The 18,098-nt window shown below is 66.1% G+C and carries 15 protein-coding genes; 7 read left to right on the top strand and 8 right to left on the bottom strand.

The window, feature by feature from the left end; genetic code table 11:
• The first annotated feature begins 11 nt into the window (after positions 1–11).
• The 3 genes from IFSED24_RS12360 to IFSED24_RS12350 all read left to right on the top strand — a co-directional run bounded on the left by IFSED24_RS12360 (position 12) and on the right by IFSED24_RS12350 (position 2,636).
• Positions 12–1,559 (top strand): citrate lyase subunit alpha, encoded by a 1,548-nt coding sequence (locus IFSED24_RS12360; RefSeq protein WP_491335055.1) that lies wholly within the window; start codon positions 12–14, stop codon positions 1,557–1,559.
• 46 nt (positions 1,560–1,605) lie between these two features.
• On the top strand, positions 1,606–2,202 hold the full coding sequence (locus tag IFSED24_RS12355; RefSeq protein WP_491331773.1) for a thermonuclease family protein: 597 nt from the start codon (positions 1,606–1,608) through the stop codon (positions 2,200–2,202).
• A gap of 98 nt (positions 2,203–2,300) precedes the next feature.
• A complete protein-coding gene (locus IFSED24_RS12350; protein WP_491331772.1) occupies positions 2,301–2,636 on the top strand; it encodes a hypothetical protein in 336 nt (111 codons plus the stop codon).
• A 24-nt stretch (positions 2,637–2,660) separates the two neighbouring features.
• On the opposite strand, the gene IFSED24_RS12345 is transcribed toward IFSED24_RS12350, so the two are convergent.
• From IFSED24_RS12345 to IFSED24_RS12325, 5 genes are all read right to left on the bottom strand, one after another.
• Positions 2,661–4,853, bottom strand: a complete 2,193-nt coding sequence (locus IFSED24_RS12345) for a FlgD immunoglobulin-like domain containing protein (protein ID WP_491331771.1) — start codon at positions 4,851–4,853, stop codon at positions 2,661–2,663.
• A 419-nt stretch (positions 4,854–5,272) separates the two neighbouring features.
• Positions 5,273–6,232: a mechanosensitive ion channel family protein gene (locus IFSED24_RS12340; RefSeq protein ID WP_491331770.1), complete on the bottom strand. Its 960-nt coding sequence runs from the start codon at positions 6,230–6,232 to the stop codon at positions 5,273–5,275.
• A gap of 75 nt (positions 6,233–6,307) precedes the next feature.
• Positions 6,308–7,426: a succinylglutamate desuccinylase/aspartoacylase family protein gene (locus IFSED24_RS12335; RefSeq protein ID WP_491331769.1), complete on the bottom strand. Its 1,119-nt coding sequence runs from the start codon at positions 7,424–7,426 to the stop codon at positions 6,308–6,310.
• Positions 7,427–7,430: 4 nt separating this feature from the next.
• The gene (locus IFSED24_RS12330) at positions 7,431–8,645 is read right to left on the bottom strand and encodes a RimK family alpha-L-glutamate ligase (protein ID WP_491331768.1); all 1,215 of its coding nucleotides are present in this window, start codon (positions 8,643–8,645) and stop codon (positions 7,431–7,433) included.
• Between the two features lie 46 nt (positions 8,646–8,691).
• Positions 8,692–9,156 carry an ATP-dependent zinc protease family protein gene (locus tag IFSED24_RS12325; protein ID WP_491331767.1) on the bottom strand — a complete coding sequence of 155 codons (465 nt, stop codon included), beginning with the start codon at positions 9,154–9,156 and terminating at the stop codon, positions 8,692–8,694.
• Positions 9,157–9,355: 199 nt separating this feature from the next.
• On the opposite strand from IFSED24_RS12325, the gene IFSED24_RS12320 reads away from it, so the two are divergent.
• The 4 genes from IFSED24_RS12320 to IFSED24_RS12305 are packed head-to-tail and all read left to right on the top strand — an operon-like array spanning position 9,356 to position 12,804.
• Complete coding sequence (locus IFSED24_RS12320) at positions 9,356–10,135, top strand: ABC transporter permease (RefSeq protein ID WP_491331766.1); 780 nt, start codon at positions 9,356–9,358, stop codon at positions 10,133–10,135.
• Between the two features lie 4 nt (positions 10,136–10,139).
• Positions 10,140–10,892, top strand: a complete 753-nt coding sequence (locus tag IFSED24_RS12315) for an ABC transporter ATP-binding protein (protein ID WP_491331765.1) — start codon at positions 10,140–10,142, stop codon at positions 10,890–10,892.
• A 21-nt stretch (positions 10,893–10,913) separates the two neighbouring features.
• Complete coding sequence (locus tag IFSED24_RS12310) at positions 10,914–11,936, top strand: MlaD family protein (protein ID WP_491331764.1); 1,023 nt, start codon at positions 10,914–10,916, stop codon at positions 11,934–11,936.
• Position 11,937: 1 nt separating this feature from the next.
• Positions 11,938–12,804, top strand: coding sequence for a tetratricopeptide repeat protein (locus IFSED24_RS12305; RefSeq protein ID WP_491331763.1), 867 nt, complete (start codon positions 11,938–11,940; stop codon positions 12,802–12,804).
• Between the two features lie 107 nt (positions 12,805–12,911).
• Here the strand turns inward: IFSED24_RS12305 and IFSED24_RS12300 are convergent, their stop codons facing one another.
• The 3 genes from IFSED24_RS12300 to IFSED24_RS12290 form a co-directional block, all read right to left on the bottom strand.
• On the bottom strand, positions 12,912–13,634 hold the full coding sequence (locus IFSED24_RS12300) for a hypothetical protein (protein ID WP_491331762.1): 723 nt from the start codon (positions 13,632–13,634) through the stop codon (positions 12,912–12,914).
• Between the two features lie 420 nt (positions 13,635–14,054).
• Positions 14,055–15,416 carry a sigma-54-dependent transcriptional regulator gene (locus IFSED24_RS12295; RefSeq protein WP_491331761.1) on the bottom strand — a complete coding sequence of 454 codons (1,362 nt, stop codon included), beginning with the start codon at positions 15,414–15,416 and terminating at the stop codon, positions 14,055–14,057.
• A 55-nt stretch (positions 15,417–15,471) separates the two neighbouring features.
• Positions 15,472–17,889 (bottom strand): ATP-binding protein, encoded by a 2,418-nt coding sequence (locus IFSED24_RS12290; RefSeq protein ID WP_491331760.1) that lies wholly within the window; start codon positions 17,887–17,889, stop codon positions 15,472–15,474.
• Positions 17,890–18,098 lie beyond the last annotated feature (209 nt).

Raw genomic sequence — 18,098 nt, 5'->3', positions numbered from 1 at the left:
CGATGACGCGAATGGTCGAGAACGCCGTGGGCCGCCTGGTCCCCACCGAGATCAACGGCGAGAAGGCGATTCCCTTCCAGGGCGTGGGCAAGTACCGCCCCGAGGGCCGCAAGGCCGCCCCGCCGATCCGTTCGTGCGCGGACTACCCCGCCGACGGTAACAAGGTCACCGCCGACATCAAGACGGCCCTGCAGAACGCCGGCCTGCGCGACGGCATGACCATCTCCACGCACCACCACCTGCGCAACGGCGACTACGTGGCCAACGCCGTGTTCCAGGCCGCCGCCGAGCTGGGCGTCAAGGACCTGCGCTGGTTCCCCTCGGCGAGCTTCCCCGTGCACGAACCCCAGATCGCGCTCCTGGAGCAGGGCGTCATCCACCACATCGAGGGCTCGATGAACGGCCCGCTGGGCAACTACTGCTCCACCGGCAAGATGCGCGGCATGGCCGTGCTGCGCTCGCACGGTGGCCGGTATCAGGCGATCCAGGACGGCGAGGTCCACATCGACATCGCCGTGATCGCCGCGCCCACCGCCGACCCCTTCGGCAACGCCACCGGCGACCGCGGCCCCACCGCCTGCGGCCTGCTGGGCTTCGCGCTGGCCGACTCCATGTACGCCGACCACGTGATCGCGGTCACCGACAACCTGGTGCCGTTCCCGTGCATCCCCTGGCAGATCCAGGGCAACAACGTGGACCAGGTGGTGGTCATGGATTGCATCGGCGACGCGTCCAAGATCGTCTCGGGCACCACCCAGATCACCAAGTCGCCCGACCGCCTGCTCATCGCCGAGCTCACCGCGCGCTTCTGCGACGAGGTGGGCATCGTGCGCGACGGGTTCTCGTTCCAGGCCGGCGCCGGCGGCACCGCGCTCTCGTTCGCCATCTTCCTGCGCGACATGATGCGCGAGCGCAAGATCAAGGCGCGCTTCGTGCGCGGCGGCTCGAACCAGTACCTCACCGACATGCTCGAGGAGGGCCTGACCGACTACATCCTCGACGGCCAGACCTTCGACCTCGAGGGCGTGCGCTCCATGCGCGAGAACCCCGGCCACGTCAACACCTCGCCGTTCACCAGCTACAACTGGCACGGCAAGGGCAACTTCGCGTCCATGATCGACGCGGTGGTGCTCGGCGCCACCGAGGTGGACGTGGACTTCAACGCCAACGTGGTCACCCACTCGGACGGCAAGCTGCTGCACGGCATCGGCGGCTGGCAGAATTGCCTGTTCTCCCGGTGCACCATCCTGCCCATCCCCAGCTTCCGCGACCGCATCCCGGTGATCGTGGACGAGGTGACCACGCTGTGCGGGCCGGGCGAGCTGGTCGACGTGATCGTGACCGAGCGCGGCATCGCCATCAACCCGCTGCGGACCGACCTGCTGGAGAAGGTGCGCGGCTCCTCGCTGCCCATCGTGGACATCCGCGAGCTGAAGGAAGAGGTGGAGGGGTTCTGCGGCGGCGCGCCGCAGAAGCCAGAGCTGGGGGAGAAGGTCGTGGCCGCGATCAAGTGGGTCGACGGCACGGTGATCGATTGCGTGCGGGAGGTCCGGGAGTAGGCTCTCCCGGGGATTCTTCGCGACCTGACCCGAAAGGGAGAGCTCCATGCCCGATCGCGACCGGTTCCTGCGCTTCGCCATGATGGTCGTCCTGTGCCTGGTCGCCGCCGGCGCCCTCGCCCAGAGCGACACCGACCGCACCCAGACCCGGCCGGCCCTGGTGCGCGTCCCGGTCCCGCTCGAACTCATCGACGTCGGCGACGGCGACACCGTGACCATCGCGTGGGCCGACGGCGACCGCGAGCGGGTCCGCATCCTGGGCATCGACACGCCCGAGGTCGCCCATCCGCGGTACGGCCAGTTCCTGGACCAGCCCTTCGGTCCCGAGGCCGCGGCGTTCGCCGCCGGGGTGTTCGCGGCGGCGGTGGAGGTCGAGCTGCTGCGCGCGGCCGAGACCGACGGGTACGGCCGCACCCTCGGCTACCTCTTCGTCAACGGGCGCAACTACTCGGTACTGGTGATCGCGGCCGGGCTGGCGGTCGAGACGGTGACCCACTACGGGGACAACGGGCTGCCGGCCGAGGCCGCGGCGGTGCTGGCGGCGGCGGCGGCGGCCGGACCGGTGCCCTTCGAGGAGCCATACCGGTTCCGGCGGCGCCTGCGCGCGCTCGAGGAGCACGCAGGGGAGTCGGCCGCGGAGTAGCGCCGGCGGCAGGTCCCCGGCGACGCTGGCGCGGCGCCGCGGCGCCCCTATGCTGTCCTCGTCCGCCGGCTCTCCACGCTTTAACCCCGGGAACCATCATGTCCGACAAGGTCCTCGTGATCATCGCCACCGCCGACCGGGCCAAGGCCCACGCCGGCGCCATGTACGCGGTCAACGCCCGCAAGTACGAGTGGCTCGCCGACGTGAAGCTCTACTTCTTCGGCCCCGCGGAGGGTCTGCTCCTCGACGACGAGGATCTGCAGGTGCTCGTGCACGACTTCCGGCAGCTCGCGGGTGAGCCGGTGGCCTGCCGCTTCCTCGCCGACCGCGACGGTCAGAGCGACGAGCTGCGCGAGCTGGGGGTCCAGGTCGAGTATGTCGGCGCCCTGATTTCCGGCCTGATCAAGGACGGTTACGTGCCGATGGTGTGGTGACCCACCGTCCCATATCCGGATTGGTCACCTGACCAGCATCACCTTCTGCGTCTCCACTCGCTCATCCGTCTCGAGGCGAACGAGATAGGTTCCTGACGGCAGCGAGCGACCTTGCGAATCTCGCCCGTCCCATGCGAGTGCGTGCGTGCCCGGGGGATAGGTGCCGACGGCCAGCACCTGAACACGCCGGCCCCGCATATCGTGGATGCGGACGGCGACGTGCTGGCTGCGCTGGAGGGTGAAGGTGATGTTCGCCAGCGGGTTGAATGGATTCGGGTGGACCGCCAGTTGCCGGCCGCTGGCGGGCACTTCGTGGCCCGGACCGCTGTCATCGTCTGAATCCTGCAGGGATACGACATCTTCGCACTGCAAGGGCAGGATGTGCAGGTTGTACATTGCGGCAACCAGGACATAGTCAGCCGAGATCGCCACGTCCTGGGCATCGTCGGGCAAGGTCACATTCCCTGTGAGTCGGGGACTTTCCGGGTCGGTGATGTCGAACACCTTCATCCCGGCGTACTCAGCCGCCACAAAGGCTGCGGTGCCCGAGACCGCCACGCCTTTGGCGTAGCCCCCGCCAATCGCGCTGCCAATGAGCTGCGGATTCATAGGATCGGTGATGTCGATCACCTGGAGACCAGCGCCTGCGAGGCAGGCCAGGGTGCCCTGGATCGCCACGTCCCGGGCCTGGCCCGGCGTGTCCAAGCTGCCCACGATCTGAGGACTCTCGGGATTCGAGATATCGATCACTTGCAGGTCACCGTCCACGACGTAGGCGTGGCTGCCCGAGATCGTGACATTCTCGGCCAATCCCGGCGTGTCCACGCTCCCCACGATCCTGGGATTCTCCGGGTCCGAGATGTCGATCACCTGCAAACCGGCCTCATTGTCTGCGACGTATGCATAAGAGCCCGAGACCGCGACGCCCATGGCGCTGCCTGGGGTGTCGGCACAGCCCACGATATCGGGATTCTCCGGGTCCGAGATGTCGATCACCTGCAGGCCGGCCTCACCGTCTGCGACGTAGGCATGATTGCCCGAGACCGTAACACCATTGGCGTGGCCTGGAGTGTCGACACTCCCTACGATTTGGGGGGGATGGGGCCCCTCGGGGCCCGTGACCTCGATCACCTGGAGGCCGTGCCAGGTGTAATGAGTGTCTGTTACGTAGGCAAAGCGGCCGGAAATCGCCACACCCGTTCCGAACATCGGCGTACTCACGCTCCCCACGGTCTGGGGGCTCTCCGGATTGGCGATGTCGATCACGTGCAGGCCCGATTCACTGGCTGCGAGGCAGGCGCGGTCGCTAGAAACCGCTACGCTCGTGCCGGCGTGTGGGGGGGTGCTCACGCTACCCACGATCTGGGGACTCTCCGGAACCGAGATATCGATCACCTTGAGGCCGCCACTGTCCGCGACGTAGGCGTGGGTGTCCGCGATCGTCACTTTATTGGCCCAGGCTGCGTCGACGCTTCCGATAATCTGCGGACTGGTCGGATCGGTGATGTCGACAACCTGGAGACCCGCTCCCTGGTCGGCCACAAAGGCATGGGCACCCAGGATCGCCACATCCTTAGCCCAGCCCGGCGTGTCGACATTGCCCACGATCTTGGGAACCGTGGGATCCGTGATGTCGATCACTTGCAGACCGAACAATCCGTCCGCGAGGTAGGCATGGGTACCGGTAACCGTCACGCCCACGGGATAGCCCGGCGAGTCCACGTTGCCGATGAGTTGCGGGCTTGCTGGATCGGTGATGTCGATCACGTGCAGGCCATGGAATCCATCTGCGACGTAGGCGTGATTGCCCAGCACAGCCACGGCATACGCCGGACCCGGCGTGTCCACGCTGCCCACGACTTGGGGATTTTCCGGATCGGAGATGTCGACCACCCCCAGACCGTAGTTCATGTTCGCGACATAGGCGTAGGAGCCCGCGACCGCCACACCCTCGGTGGCAGTTTGGAATCCCGGCATGTCAACACATCCCACGATCACGAGGTTCTCTGGGTCGGAGATATCGACCACTTGCAGGCCGGAGACACCGTCGGCGACGAAGGCATGAACGCCAGAAGTCGCCACGTCCCGGGCGCTGCCCGGCGTGTCCACACTCCCCAGCCAGTGGAGATAGTCCTCGTAATCGATGCATTCCTGAGCCCCAACCGTCGCGGGCAGACACAAGGTGAGCATCACGACCATCAATCGATATCTCATCATGCAACCTCCTGGCCTCGTGCGGAATATCCTGCGTATCGAGCCGGACGTGCGTAACGATGGGCAGGGGCCCCGCACCACGTCGTTTGGATCCCTGACCAAGCGCGTACAGGTCGTCATGGAAACAGCCGCGAGGTTGTCAGGCTGGGGGTGGCCCACGGAGAAGAGCAAGTTGTGGGCTGTGACGGAAAGAGTAGCAGGGGTTGAAATACAGATGTCATCAAATAGGATGGATGGTGGCTGGTATGCTGATCTTGTTGTCGCTGGATCAGGATGCGCCATCTCGGTCGGGAGTATTGCGACACGACATCCCGTCGTGTCCTTCATCGCGCCTTAAGGAATCATGAAGACCGGGCGTGCTTGGGAGGGTAACGAGGAGACGATGGCGAGGCCAGCGACCGTGCTCTGGTTGCGGGTCCAGTTCAATTTCTGATTCCGCCCTGGTCGGCCGGCCCCGGCGCCCGGCACCCAGGCTTGCCCTCGCCGACATTGTCGTAGAAACGCGTCGTGGGGTAGGCGAAGTCGATGCCCGGCTCGGCCGCGAAGGCCTGCAGCACGTCCTCCCAGATGGCCATGGTGGTGCCGCGCCGCCGCCGCGGCCGGCAGATGTACCGCACCGTGAGCATGACGCCGCTGTCGGCCACCGAGGTGTAGACGATGGGCGTCAGGTGCCGGAAGAAGATCATGTAGCGCTTGGCCGCCCGCTGGAGCTGCTGCGAGGCCTCAGCGTCGGGCACGTCGGTGTGGCGGCCGGCGATCTCCAGCAGGATCGCCTTGGCCTTCTGCCAGTCGCTCTCGAAGGTCACCAGCACCGGCAGTTCGTTCCATATGAACTCGAAGCCCGACGTGAAGTTGGCCGTGGTGTGCTTGAAGACCCAGCCGTTGGGGATGTGGATGATCCGGCCCGTACTCTGATCGGCGTCCACCCAGTTGCCGATCTCGATGAGCGTGAACTGGAACGGCCGCAGGTCGATGACGTCCCCGGCGTGGCCGCCGATCTCGATGCGGTCGCCCACCACGAAGGGCTTGCGGATGGACACGAAGAGCCAGCCGGCCAGGTTGGTCAGGGGGTCCTGCAGGGCGATGGCCAGGCCCGCTGACACGATGCCCAGGTAGGCCGACCAGCCGGTGAAGCCGCCGAACCAGATGATCAGCGTCGCCACGAAGAACAGCGCTCCCAGCACGTAGTTGACCGTCTTGTTGGCGATGTAGCGGCGGGCGACCTCGCCGACGCGTCGCTCGATCACCCCGAGAACCACGAGCCGCAGCACCAGGTAGACGATCCACACCAGCAGCGTGCGGACGACGTTGTGCTGGATCCCCGGGGAGATCCCGAGCTCTTGCTCGAACCAGGTGGAGATGGTCTGCAACAGATCGGCCATCGGGAGCATCCTCCTGTCGCGGGGACCGGTGGGAACGGAGCCGATTCTGCGGACTGGCGGAAACCGCGACAAGGATTATTCGTCGGCCGGCGCCGCTGGCCTCACCGCTGCAGGAACCTCCTCCGTCGGTTCGACGACCATGACGCTGGAGGCCAGATCGTCCACCACGCGCTGCTCGAGGCCGTCTTCCTCCTCGCGCCGTCGTTGCAGATCGGCTGGTCTACGTCCGGCCGGCAGGCGTCCCAGGTTGAAGACAGGTTCGCCGGGGCTGATGGCGGGCAGGCTGATCATGCCGATCACCACGGCGTCGAAGGGCGCCCGCAGCGTGCTGCGTTCCTGGCCGAGGAGCGTCGTGTTGGTGGCGAGCAACTGGCCCTCCTCCACGAGGTCGCCGGGCCTGACGTGGAACTGCATGAAGCCGCCCTTCTCGGCCCTGATCCACTTCGCCTTGTCGACGACGATCTGCCACTCCGGCCGCTCCGGCTCTCCCGTCAGCATCTCCAGATCGCGCAGGACGTTCTTGATGCCCCGGATCGCCGAGGCGACGATCCCCGGTTCCACCTTCCAGACCTCGCCGCCCTCCATGATGATGGTCGGACAGCCGGCCAGACAGGATTCGCGGCGGAACGCGCCCGCCGGTCCCTTGCCGTTGATGACGATCTCCGCCCCGAACGACTCGGCCAGCCGCCGCACCGCCGGATCGCTCAGGTCGCCCCGCACGTTGGGGTAGTTCGTGCGCCGGATGGCCGCCGTGTGCAGGTCGATGCCGTAATCGCAACGGGAGACGATCTCCTCGAAGATGATCGCTGCCATGCGGCTGGCCAGGCTGCCACCCGCCGATCCGGGAAACGACCGGTTCAGGTCGCGACGGTCGGGCAGGTAGCGGGAGTGCCGGTCGAAGGCCAGGATGTTGAGCACCGGTATGAGGATCACCGCGCCGCGCTGCAGCTGGAACTCGGGGTCGTGGATCAGCTCGCGGATGGCGCCGGTGCCGTTGATCTCGTCGCCATGCAGGGCGGCCGTGACGAACACCACCGGACCCGGCTCGGTCGCCCGGCGGATATGGATGGGGATCTCCACGGTCATGCTGCTGTAGCTCTCGCTGACCGGGAGGGTCACATTGCGGGACTGGCCGGCGGGGATCTCCTCGCCGAACCACTCGTCGATGGGCTTGCGACGTCGAACCTCGGTCATGATGTCAGTCCTTCCCGCTCGTCGCGGACTCGTCTGTCTCCTGATTGGGCAGCACCTTGGCAGTGGGCCGACGGCGACGGCGCGTGGTCTGGGGGATCAGCCCGCGCATGAACTCCAGCTTGCCGAAGCAGAGCAGACGATCGCCGGCCTCCAGCACCCGCGAGGACCGGGGATTCGGAATCACCGTGGTGCCACGGTTGAGCGTGAGCACGTTGATGTCCTGCTCACGCAACTTCGAGGATTCGATGGTCTTGCCCACGTACTCCGATCCTTGGGGGATGTTCAACTCGGCCACGCCGTAGCCCCGGCTCACCGTCAACCGCTGTCGCAGGTCGATCTCCGGAAAATCCACCTGGGCGGCGATGTAGTCGATGATCACGCCGGCGATGTCCAGCTGCGTACAGGTCTCGATGCCCTCGAGGCCCGGCGACGAGTTCACCTCGACCACCTGGGGCCCGTCGCGTCCCTCCAGCAGATCGACGCCAGCGATGCGCAGGCCCATGATCTGGGCGGCCCGCACGGCGGTCTCGCAGTACGCGTCGTCGAGAACGACGCGCTCGGTGACGCCGCCCCGATGGACATTGCTGCGGAACTCCTGGCCCTGGGCCATGCGGCGCATGGCGGCCACCACACGGTCGCCGACCACGAAGGCGCGGATGTCGCGACCCTTGCTCTCGGCCACGAACTTCTGGATCAGCACGTTCTGCTTCTGGCTCTGCAACAGTTCGATCATCGCCTCGGCCGATTTCACCGTCTCGGCCAGGAGCACCCCGATGCCCTGCGTGCCCTCGATCAGCTTGATGATCACCGGTGCGCCGCCCACCCGCGCGATGGCCGGCAGCACGTCACGCTTGTCGCGCACGTAACTGGTGGTGGGGATGCCGATATGGTGGCGGCTGAGGATCTGCAGACTGCGAAGTTTATCCCGCGAATTGCCGATGCCGATCGACGAGTTGGCGCAGAAGATATCCATCTGCTCGAACTGCCGGACCACGGCGGTACCGAAATAGCTGATCGAGGCGCCGATGCGTGGCAGCACGGCGGTGTAGTTCGCCAGGTGTTTTTGCCGGTAGAAGAGGTCCGGCTCTCCCTTCTCCAGGTCGATGGCGAATTTGAGGGTGTCGAGGACCTTGACATCGTGGCCGCGCTCGGCAGCGGCGATCCGCAGCCGGCGGGTGCTGTAGCACCCGGGGCTGCATGATAGGATGGCCAGTTTCAAATTGTCTCGTTTCGATAAAGCCCGGAGCTGGATCCGGCCGAGTTGTTCAGGTGGAGCGCTTCTTCTTGGGCTTGCCCCCGTAGTAGGACGTCCCGGCATCGACGAGGAACCGGTGGCGAATGGCTTCGCGGCCCAGCAGCATGCGGAACCCCATCTCGTCACGGCTGGCCAGGGTCAATTCGACGGGCCAGATCTGGCCGAGCAGGGAGATGTCGGTGACGATGACCGGTCGCCGTGTCGCCTTGCCGTTGGAACTGCGCACCGTGCGGTATTCCAGCACCGGCGCCTCCACCTCGACGATCCTGGTGCACTTGCGCTGCATCGGATAAACCTGGAAGTGGACCCAGGTCTGCCCGTGGCGCTCGAAGGTTTCGAGGTTGAACGCATGGAGCGACGAGGAGCGTGCACCGGTATCGACCTTCACCTTGATGGTCTTGATTCCCAGCTCTGGCAATCCTACCCATTCCCGCCAGCCGATGATCGATAGCGGAGTCCGTTCACGTTTCGCCATGGTGTTCATTCACCCGAGGATGTTGAGGAAGATCATTTGTTCTCCACCCAACATAATTCCGTTTTTATCCCGGCACCTCTCCTGGTCGCGCGGCCAGGACCGGCGGCTCGATGGATCCGAGCAGTGGCCCCAGCCCGCGGTGAGCTGCGCTGCACAGAACACTGGACCGCCCAGCGGACCGCAGCCTATCATCGCTCCCATGATCACGACACTCGGCCGCCGCGTCCGCCACACCGCCAGTGACATGTTCTACGGCCTGGGCTTCGCCTACGTGCTGCAGCGGGAGTCGTTCCTGTTCCTGCGGCGGGGGCGCATCAGCCTGCCCGTGCTCGTGGCCCAGGTGTACTTCACCGGCGTGGAGGCGCTGCCGATCCTGGCGCTCATCTCGCTGGGCATCGGCGCGGCGGTGATCATCCAGGGCACCAGCCTGCTGCCGCAGTTCGGCCAGAGCGAGCTGGCCTTCCGCATCCTGATCCTGGTGATCACTCGCGAGCTGGGCCCGCTGCTCACCGCCCTGGTGATCGCCGCCCGCTCGGGCAGCGCCATCACCACCGAGCTGGGCAACATGGTGGTCGACCACGAGATCGAGGCGTACCACGCCGCCGGCATCGACCCCGTCGCGTTCCTGGCGGCGCCGCGCCTGATCGGCGTCACCGTGGCCATGGTCTTCCTGAACCTCTACTTCAGCCTGGTCGGCCTCTTCGGATCCTGCGCGGTGGCTTCCCTCATCCACGACGTGCCCCTCTCGGAGTACCTGCGCAACCTCGTGGGCGCGCTCAACGGCGCCGACATCGCCTCCTCGGTGGTCAAGAGCCTGGTGTTCGCCAACATCCTGGCCACGGTGGCCACCTACTACGGCTTCAAGGTGGAGCGGGCGGTGACCGAGGTCCCCCAGAAGACCATCGCCTCGCTGGGGGTCGCCATGACCCTCTGCATCGTGGCCAACGTCGTCATCACCATCCTTTTCCAGCAGGGGTAGAAACGTGCGCATCGAGCTGCAGGGCGTGACGGTGGCGCGCAGGGACCGGGTGATCCTGCACGAGGTCGACGCGACCCTCGAGCCCGGCCGCATGACCGTGATCCTGGGCCGTTCCGGCGCCGGTCTGAGCACCCTGCTGAAAACCGCCGCCGGGCTGATCCGGCCCACGTCCGGCCGGGTCCTCTACGACGGTCGCGATCTCGACGCCATGGACGGCCGCTCCCGGCAGATCCTGCAGACCCGCACGGGCTTCATGTTCCAGGACGCCGCCCTCTGGGCCAACACCTCCCTCGCGGTCAACCTGGACCTGCCGCTGCAGGCCAAGTTCCCCGGCCTCGATCCCGCCGAGCGCCGCCGCCGCATCGACTCGGCGCTCAACTCCTGCGGCTTCGATGCCGATCTGGAAAGGCGACCGGCCATGCTCTCGCATGGCCAGCAGAAGGTGGTCTCGTTCCTGCGGGCCCTGATACCGGGACCCGAGGCGCTGTTCCTCGACGAGCCCATGGCGTCCATGGACCAGCGCTGGCGCCGCATCCTGATCCGGATCCTCGGCGAGCAGCGGGAGCGGGGCGTGACCCTGGCGGCCGTCAGCCACGACGCCGAGCTGACCCGGGCCCTGGCCGACCGCCTGCTGGTCCTGCACGAGGGCCGCGTGCTGGCGTCCGGGTCGCCGGACGAGGTGCGGGCCGTGCCGGATCCGCTGGTGGGCGAGATCCTGCGCGACCGGCTCGAGCCGGCGGATCGTGAGCACGGATGAGGCGACGAAGGAGCGTCCGGGATGAACATCATGCTGCGCTACCGCGATCAGGTCGTGGGGGCCTTCGTGCTGGCGGGGATCGTCCTGCTGGTGGGCGCACTGCTGTTCGTGGGCGTCAACAAGCGCTGGTTCAAGCGCGACCCCTTCTACACCACCCGCTTCCTGACGGCCGAGGGGCTGAGCCCGGGCCTGGCCCTCGAGCTGCGCGGCTTCGCCATCGGCCACGTCAAGCAGCTGCGTCTCGGCGCTGACGACCAGGTCGAGGTGACCCTCTCCATCCACGAGGAGTACGCCGACCGCGTCGTGGCCGGCTCGGTGCTCGAGCTGGCGGTGCAGCCGCTGGGCTTCGGCTCGAGCCTGGTGCTCTATCCGGGACGCCAGGGTGGCGAGCCCGTGCCGCCGGGGTCGCTGATCCTGTCCACCGACATGCCGGCGGGCCGGGCGCTGCTGGAACGAGGCGACGTCGACCGTCCCCAGCGACGCGACGCCGTGGCCGGATTGCTGGCCATGCTGCCGCCGCTGGTGGGGGAAGCGGAGTCGCTGGTGACCACGCTCGAACAGCTACTGGCCCGCCTGGACACGCGTCTCATGGGCACGGTCGGCGAGCCGGCCGGCGGCCTCCTGGCCACCGTCGACAACACGACGCGCGAGTTCGGGGACCTCGCGGCCGCCGTCAACCGCAACGCCGCCGAACTGGGCGCCGTGGTCGCCAACCTCGCCGCCTTCAGCGAGCACCTGGCCGACCCCGACGGCCTGATCCCCACCTTGCTGGGCGAGGAAGGCACGGCCGCCCAGCTCTTCCACGACCGCGCCGCGCTCTACGAGCGCCTGATCGCCGCCACGGACCAGCTGGTGGCCCTCACCGAGTTCCTCAACCGATCGGCCCCGGAGATCGGCCTCCTCATGGACGAGACCATCCGCACCCTGGCCGAGAGCGAGAAGGTACTGCAGGGCCTGAAGAACAACCCGCTCCTGCGCGGCGGCATCCCGCCGGAGACCGAGGCGCCCGGGACCTTCGAGGGCCGGCGCCGGGTGGGAGGCTGACATGACGCTGCGCACGACCTGCCTGCTGGCCCTGGTCCTGATGCTGATGGCGGGTTGCTCGTCGTTGCCCCGCAGTCCCGAGCGGGTGACGGCCCTCGATACGCGCGCGGCCACCATCTACCAGGCCGGTCTGCGCCAGTACCGCGAGGGGCGCTTCGCCCAGGCCGCCATCTGCTTCGAGCAGACCCTGGCCTTGCACGCGTCGGTGGACGACCGTGCCGGCACTGCCCAGGCATTGGCCTCGCTGGGGCGCGCCCGCCTGGCCCTGAGGGAGACGGACGCCGCGGCGGCGGCGTTCCAGCGTTCCCTCGACGCCGCCCGTGGCCTCGGTGTTCCGGCTCTGGAGGCGGAGGCCCTCGGCGGTCTCGCGACCGTCGCCCTCGAGCAGGATCGTGTCGACGACGCCCGCGCCTGGCTCGAGGCCGGCCTCGCCTTGCCCCTGGACGATCCGAGCCCCGAGCGTGCCGTGCTGCTGCACGACCTGGGCATGGCCCTCCTGCAGGAAGGCGACGCCGTGGCCGCCGAGGCCCACCTGCGCCGGGCGCTGGCCATGCACGAGTCGTTGAACGATGCCCTCGGCGTGGCCGCCGATTGCCACAGCCTGGCGGTGTTGCGCGCCGGGGCCGGCGACCTCGACGAGGCAGCGGACCTGGCCCGGCGCGCGCTCTCGCGCGACAAGGCGGAGGAGAACCCTCGCGGGGTGGCCCAGGATCTGTCGCTGCTCGGTCGGATCGCCGAACGACGCGGCGAGACGGCCGACGCCGTCGGCTACTTCCGTCGCGCCGAACTGGCCTGGTCCGCCCTGGGCGATGGGGAGGCGGCGGCCGATGTGGCCGTGCGGATCCATGGGCTGCAATCCACTGACTGACGCGCAAGGTAGGCCCGAGCCGATCCATGGTGAGCCTGGCTCGCTGAATGCAATGCCAGCCGGTTGGCTGCTCCTTGCCTGTTAGGCGCCAAAAATGGTCTTGCTGCTCATTGATAAGAAGAACTCAAGTCCAGAAAATTTACGCCTGTCAGCTCTCTTTGCACCCGTAAAATACCGTCTCCATACTCCAGCTCCTTGACAATACCAATCCCCGGGGCACAGAAAACGACTCTGCTGTGTTGAGGCGCCGAAGGTGTGCCCCACCTGTACTTAACACACTCGAAGGTCCCCGCCGGCACTTCAACAGGAACGCCTACGCCAAGAACGACAACGCTCCGGTCATCCGACCTACCATTGTCATCACCTACTTCACAGGGATAGGGCAGGAACAAATGTTCTTCATAATTATCGTCATTAAGCCCGTCTTCACCTGGCGTCAGATATGTCCACCAGAGACCGTCATCACGATTCTTTCTGTAGTATAGTGGGAACTCTGGAGCCGCATAAGCGAACCATTCCTCCCCATGAAATTCGACACTTTCGTGGATCCTGAACCACTGGTCCTCAAAAGTCTGATCAAAAACTCCATCACCATTATTATCGACCTGATGACGTCCGTACCATACATAGTCAACGTGCATCGGCCAGATCTCACTAGTTGAGATTGAACCATCGCCTCCCGCCGGGCTCGTACCTCCATCACCATCGCTGCACGCAATAACCAGAGCGATTAGGATCGCACACGAAATATATATTGATCGCTTAAACGTACGTCGGAACACCGCTCCCTCCCCATGCTTTAACTCAGCGATTGAAAAACGATTGAACATGAAAGCCTCCTCGCTAGCGCCTCCAATGGGGGCAACTTTCATGGCACTCCCCCCAAGATTTTCCTATAACGGTGGATTGACAGCAATCCTTGAGCCCAAAATTTTTCCTTAAATAGTTGTTACTGAATGATTTAATAAATTGGCGCTGAGGTTGGATTAACATTTCCATTAATTCGTCCAGGCAAAGAAATACAATTCATTGTGAAATCGTAAAATACGGAGTGCGCGCTTGAGTTACATGGTGTTGCAGTATGTTAAGAGAGAAGGGGTTTGATCTGCGCATGCCTCCGGTCATCCGACTTGAGGCCACTGCCACGGTTCTTGTATTGGTGAGATTCATAGGCCGAGCAGCGGTGCTTATGATTCAGTTGGCGCAGTAGATATGGAGTTCTTGCCGTTTAGGAGGGAGTCTGCCTTCCCTCATCTCACCCCATACTCCCGACACAGCCGCGAAAAACTCTGCGGCAACACCCCGCTCAACCGCGCCGCTTCCTTCACGCTCCCCCCGGCCAGCGCGAGCTGCGTGCTCAAGTAGCTCACGTAGAATTCCCGCTCCGCCTGCTTCTTGGCCTCGTCGCGCGGGAGCATCGCGTAGCGCGAGCCCACGCCGCCGAGCGCGAGGTCGCTCATGCCGACCAGCTCGCCCTCGCAGTTGATCACCGCTCGCTCGACAGCGTTGCGCAGGTCGCGGACGTTGCCCGGCCAGCGCGACGACATCAGGTAGGTGCGGGCCTGTTCGCTGAAGCCGCACACCGGCTTGCCCTGATCGGCCGCGAAGGATACCAGGAACCGCTCGGCGAGCGGCATGATGTCGGCCGGCCGATCGCGCAGCGGCTGCAGGTGGATACGGTAGACGTTGAGCCGATGATAGAGGTCCTCGCGAAAGCGGCCGTCGTCGCGGGCCTGCTCGAGATCGGAATTCGTGGCGGCGATCAGGCGCACGTCGGTCGTGATCTCGCGGATCCCGCCCACCCGAGGGAATTGCCCCGACTCGAGCACCCGCAGCAGCTTCTGCTGCAGCTCGGGGGCGCTGTCGCCGATCTCGTCCAGGAACAGCGTGCCGCCGTCGGCCAGCTCGAACTGGCCGGGCCGCATGGTGTCCGCGCCAGTGAACGCCCCCTTCTCGTGACCGAACAGGGTCGACTCCATCAACGTATGCGAGATCGCCGTGCAGTTGACCGGCAGGAAGACCTCGCTCCGGCGACGGCTGAGCTGGTGGATCCGCCGGGCGATCATCTCCTTTCCCGTGCCGCTCTCGCCGGTGATCAGCACCGTTGCATCGGTGGGCGCCACCTTCTCGATCTGCCGCGCGACCTGCACCGATCGAGGGTCCTCCGCCACGAGTTCCCCGGCATCCTCGTTCAGTCGACCGGACAGTAGCCGCGTCCGGCGCAGCATCGCGATCTCCTTGAAGCAACGGTCGACGCGCAGGCGCAGCTCGGCGACGTTGGGAGGTTTGCAGGCGTAATCGGTGGCGCCGGCCCGGATGCACTGGACGACCGTGTCGACCCGCGCGTCACCGGTGAGCATGACCACGCGCGGCGGGTCATCCAGCCGCTGCAGTTGTTCGAGGACCTCGAGTCCGGATGGTCCCGAGCCAAGATCGATGTCGAGCAGTACAACCTCGCTGCGCTCGCGGATGACGAGCGGCACCGCGTGTTCGCCCGTCGTGGCGGTCGCAACCTCATAATCGTCCGCGAACAGCGCGAACATGTCCTCGAGGAACAGCGCGTCATCATCCACGATCAGCAGCTTGCGTTGGATCAATGATTCCGGTGCCATACTTGCTCCCATGTCCGAGCGGTCGTGTCGACCGTCTTCAGGCCGTGCCGTTCCGTCAGTTCGCGTCGTCGGTGACCAGTGGCAGAACCATCTCCAGCGTGGTGCCCTGTCCCGGTTCGCTCGCCATCACCCGCAGCGTCCCGCCGAAGACCGCGAGCTCCTGCCGCGAGCGCGCCAGGCCGTAGCCGCCGCCAGGGCGGTCGCTCCAGCCGTCCTCGAAGATGGCCTGCCAGTCGTCGGGTGCGATGCCGCAGCCGCTGTCGGCGACCGTGCACACCACACGTCCGAACTCGACGCGCCAGGCGATGGCCAGAAGGCGTACCGTGCTGTCGCTCATGGCCCGGATCGCGTTGCCGACCAGGTTGTCGAGCACGAACGCGAGGTCCTGGGTGTCGATCGCGACCTGCGGGCCACTGATAGCATAGTCGGGATCCGGATTGCGCACCTCGACCGCGATCCCACCCGCTGCGATCGACTCGCGCTGGGCCTCGAGTACCCGTCCGATGGTGGCGGTCAGATCATCGCGGAAGTGCTTTTCGACGCTGCGGCGGAGTCGCTGCAATACCGCGTCGAACTCCACGGCGAGGCGCGAGACCAGCGGATCGACATCGCGGTAAGGCACCTGATCGCGGTCCGTGTCGGCGCTGCCCGTCACGCGATCGAGCGCTCCGTCGAGCTCGTCTAGCAATTCCCCGCAGGAGACCAGGAGGTGGTCGGGTGCCCCGACCCTGCGGGCCAGCACCAGCAGTTCGTCGAGGCGCGGCGAGGTCTCGCGACGGAACGCGGCGATGGCCTCGCCCACGCGCTCCCTGCTCTGCGGCGTCCGGTCGGTATCGTCACCCATTTCCGCTTCCTTCACCGCCTCGGACTGCAGGCGCCACGAGAGCCGCCGCAGGTGCTGCAGCGCACCGATCTTCTCGTGGCCGCCCTTGGCCAGGCGCGCCAGGAGCTGCAGCCGCAGCTCGCGGAGGATCACCGGATCCGTTTCGGGCTCGCCGCGCCGCTCGCGTCGCCGGCGCCGGGCGTTCCAGATCAAGGTCGCCGCGCCGAGCAGGGCGGCACCGCCGCCGGCGAACCAGGCTGGCGCGACCCGGCGCGGCGCGCGCACGATCCGTAGGGGCGACGTGATGCCATCGGCCGCCTGCACCAACCGTACGCCCTCGGCGGCTTCCCAGACGATCACCGCCGAGGGCGATCTGTCCCCGGCGACCTGGAAACCCGCCAGACGCCTCAGGTCGTGATCCAGGATCTCCACGCGATCATTCATTCTGGCCACGATCTCGGGTCCAGGCTCTTCGGCGATGACCTCGGCGAACTGGATCATCCGGGAATCACGGATCGTGTGTCGGGCCAGAAGCTCGAGGTCGGTGCCGGTCCAGCCGTGGATCTCGATCGCATCGCCCGAGAAATTCAGGCCGACGAGCGCCGTTGCGGAACTCGGGTCGTCGGCGACCGTCAGAGGTTTCAGCAGGCGCTCGGGATACGTACGGTCGAGCCGCAGGTCTCCGGTCGCCGACCAGATCGTGACCCGTCCCCGCGGCGCTCTTGCGCTACTAGAGCCCACGATGATTTCGCAAACGCCATCGCCTTCGAGGTCGAGTGCGCGCGCGGTACTGCTCGCGCCGGGTCCTCCCAGCGCGTGCTGCCATCGGGTCTCGCCGTGGTCGTCGAACACGAACACGCGGCTGCTGTCGTCGCTCGCACCGTAGATCCGCTCGCCGTCGAGGTTGTTGACCGCCAGGGAGGTCGCCAGGATCTCCGGCCGTCCGTCCCGGTCGAGGTCGACGATCTCGACATCATGGGCGCGGATCTTGGCATCGAGGAAGCGGCGCCAGACCACCGTGCCCTCGAGCGGATCGACAGCGAGGAGCCCGCGGCCATGTACGTCGTACTGGACGCCGCAAACGAGCAAGACCGTCGTCCGCGGTCGACCGGCGATGGGCAACTCGCCGATCGGCAGGTAGTAGCCGTCCCAGCGCCCGTCGAACCGTCGTTCTTCGTGGGCGGGCAGGATCAGGCCGCCACGGGGGTGTTTCTCGGAGACATTGGTGGCCCAGACACGCCAGCGCGAGCCATCGCGAGCCGGCGCGACGGCGACCACGTCCTCGCGCCCGTCCCCGTCGCCGTCGTAGGGGATCAGGTCCAGGAACGGCAGCTCGTCGACGTATTCCGGAGGAAAACTCTGCTGGCCGACAACGTAGGGCAGGGATCCATCATGACGGTAGAGCACCAGCCCCTGGTCGATGTTGATGACGAGGTCGTCGTACCCATCGCCATCGGTATCTGCGAGGGTGAAACCGAAGAGGCGATTTCCGGAGATGCGGGCCGGGAGGTAATGGCCTGGATGATCGAGGAGCGTGTAGGGTAGTCCTGCGCTGGCGCGAGGCGACGGCGACACCTCGCTCCGATCGGTGGCCGGCCGGGCGTTCGAGGCGAAGAATGCGAGGAGCGTAAGCAGGAGCAGGTGACGCAAGGCGACTCGGGTTCCATGTCGAATGGGTCGAAGGGTCGTCGGGTGGACGGCTGCGATTCTAGACCATTGGCGATCGCGTTGGAAGAGGGTGATGGTCGACATATTGCCAACTGCGTGAGCGATGCCCCGGCAAGACTTCCCACAGGCGGTTGCCTCGGTACCCTTCTCGTTCACGGCGATGAACGTATGTCTCGCAGAAGCAAAGTTTT

This window comes from Candidatus Latescibacter sp. IFSED24 (assembly GCF_058273205.1).
The sequence above is the reverse complement of the archived record's forward strand: the minus strand, read 5'-3'. Positions and strand labels throughout refer to the sequence as shown.